Source organism: Vibrio sp. V42_P2S4T144 (assembly GCF_009904715.1).
Lineage (GTDB): Bacteria > Pseudomonadota > Gammaproteobacteria > Enterobacterales > Vibrionaceae > Vibrio > Vibrio alginolyticus.
Genome location: NZ_WXWS01000519.1, coordinates 1 through 2,215, shown reverse-complemented (window position 1 = coordinate 2,215; position 2,215 = coordinate 1). Strand labels below are relative to the sequence as shown.

The following is a 2,215-nucleotide window of genomic DNA, read 5'->3' as shown; positions in this document are numbered from 1 at the left end:
AGTTAAGACGGATGCGAGTACGGTCTTCTGCCTTACCATCCATCATAGAAAGACGCGCTTCAGCGCGGCCGCCCATCTCAAGAGAAGTGCCATCTTGGTTGTATAGTTCTGAAGCGACAACTTGAGATCCTGATGCCATTAGCGCCACTGCTACAGCTAAAGTTTTTAATTTCATTGTTATTTTCCATATCATTGTTTTATATGTGTTTTCTCACCAGAAAAACAGGACTTTTCTGTACCAACGAGAAAACTGGCGGCATAGTAGCAGCTGTTATTTTTCACGCAACGTGTTGAATAAACAGCACTTATAGAAGAAAACACCACTTAAAATGACGATATGAATACCTCTCAACCATCAAGTTATCGGTTGAGTTAAAAAAAATGTTCGCGTCAAAAAAAAATTGACGAAAAAAATGTAAAAACAATATCACAAAACGTGATATTGCCCGCAAAAAAATCTTGTTAACTGACTGTTTTAGATAGACTTATTGATAATAAATCCGATTATTACAAACAAAAAAATCCCTGAGCATTCACTCAGGGATTTAGAGATTTGATAAGTAGATGATGAATTAAAGCTTAAAGAAACTTAATTGCTCTTTCTGCTTCTCTGCAAGTAATGAAAGCTCAGTACTCGCACTTGCACTTTGGCTGATGCCCGCTACGTTTTGGTTTACAAGCTCCGACATGTTAACCACGTTGCGATTGATATCTTGAGTAACTTGAGACTGCTCTTCGGCTGCGGTTGCTACTTGCGTGTTTGAATCGTTGATGTTGGCGACCGACTCGGTAATTCCAACCAACGCTTCATTCGCTTGTTGCGTCAGCTCGTTGTTGCGGCTAAGCATATCAAGGCTGACTTGCATACTGTCATTCGCCAGCCCAGACTGCGCTTGAAGCTCTTCAATGATCGTTTGGATCTCTTGTGTCGAGTCTTGAGTACGAGCTGCTAGCATGCGTACTTCATCAGCTACTACCGCAAAACCACGACCAGACTCACCAGCTCGCGCCGCTTCAATCGCAGCATTCAATGCTAGCAAGTTGGTCTGCTCAGATACGCCGCGAATCACTTCAATAACATCGTTGATCTGTACAGATTGCTCTTTTAGACGCAAAACAACTTGCGCTGCATCGTTCAATGCTTGAGACATTTGCGCACTTGCTTCCGCACTTTCTTGGAAGATGGCCAAACCTGATTGAGCAAGTCCATCAGCTTCACGCGCAGTTGCGTCAGCAGAGGTCGCGTTATCACTCACATTATTCGCAGTGCTTGCAAGCTCATTAACCGCAGATGCAACTTGCTCGATCTCCGCCAACTCTTGTTGAGCGTTCGCTTCCGCTTGCGTCATTACCGCAGCCAATTCGGTCGATGCAGATGCAACTTCCTCACTAATACGGGTTAACTGGTCCACAGTGTTGTATAACTGCTCTGCGGTTTGGTTTACATCTTTGCTCAGCTTAGAGATCTCATTGTCCCCATCGACATCTGCACGTACTGATAGATTACCCATTGCTAACTGACGCATCACTTCTTGCAGTTTTTGGATTGGTGTAACAATCATGCCAGATAGGAACCAAGCGCCTATCAATGAGAAAGCAAATACCGCTAAAACCGTCAACATAGCGTTATTTTGCACACGTTCATTTTGCTGATGGCTTCTGATAGTAGATTGTTCAGCTTGCTCGTTTACATGCTTTGATAGCGTGTTAATTTGTTGGACCATTTCTCGGCCAACATTGCGATACTCTTTAACAAATGCACGGTACTCGCTATCCGATTTCAAACCTTGATCGTATTGGTTGAAGAAAGCAACTGAGCGCTCTGAATATCGCACATAGGATTCAATTGCTTGGCGAACTTTAACGGCATCGTCACGGAATAGATTTCGGGCTTCAATTGCGCTTAAATCGGCATCAACTTGCTTTAAGCCTTCTTTCAATTCGGTTAGAAAATTCTCACGACGAGAAGCATCGTAAATAGCGTAAACCGCGCTTATGCGCAGAGGGTAAATTTGGTCGTCAATACTCGCCAATGTGTCTTTGTGAAAAACCAAAGATTCTTGGTTGGAAGCAATAACATCTTGCTCTGCTTGAAGATTGTTTTTAGTAATCCAAAGAGCAATAAACAAAACAATCGCGGTAAATAATACCGGAACCAAAATTTGCGTTCGTACTGACAAATTTTTCAGTGATAACTGCATGACAGGGCCTCAGT

Annotated in this window: 1 protein-coding gene and 1 pseudogene; both read right to left on the bottom strand. The window is 42.9% G+C overall.

Annotated elements, in window-relative coordinates; translation table 11 throughout:
- Nucleotides 1-175, bottom strand: a pseudogene (locus tag CAG68_RS17195) (porin); the annotation flags it as partial.
- 397 nt (nt 176-572) lie between these two features.
- Nucleotides 573-2,201, bottom strand: a complete 1,629-nt coding sequence (locus CAG68_RS17190) for a methyl-accepting chemotaxis protein (protein ID WP_005375120.1) — start codon at nt 2,199-2,201, stop codon at nt 573-575.
- Nucleotides 2,202-2,215: the final 14 nt, after the last annotated feature.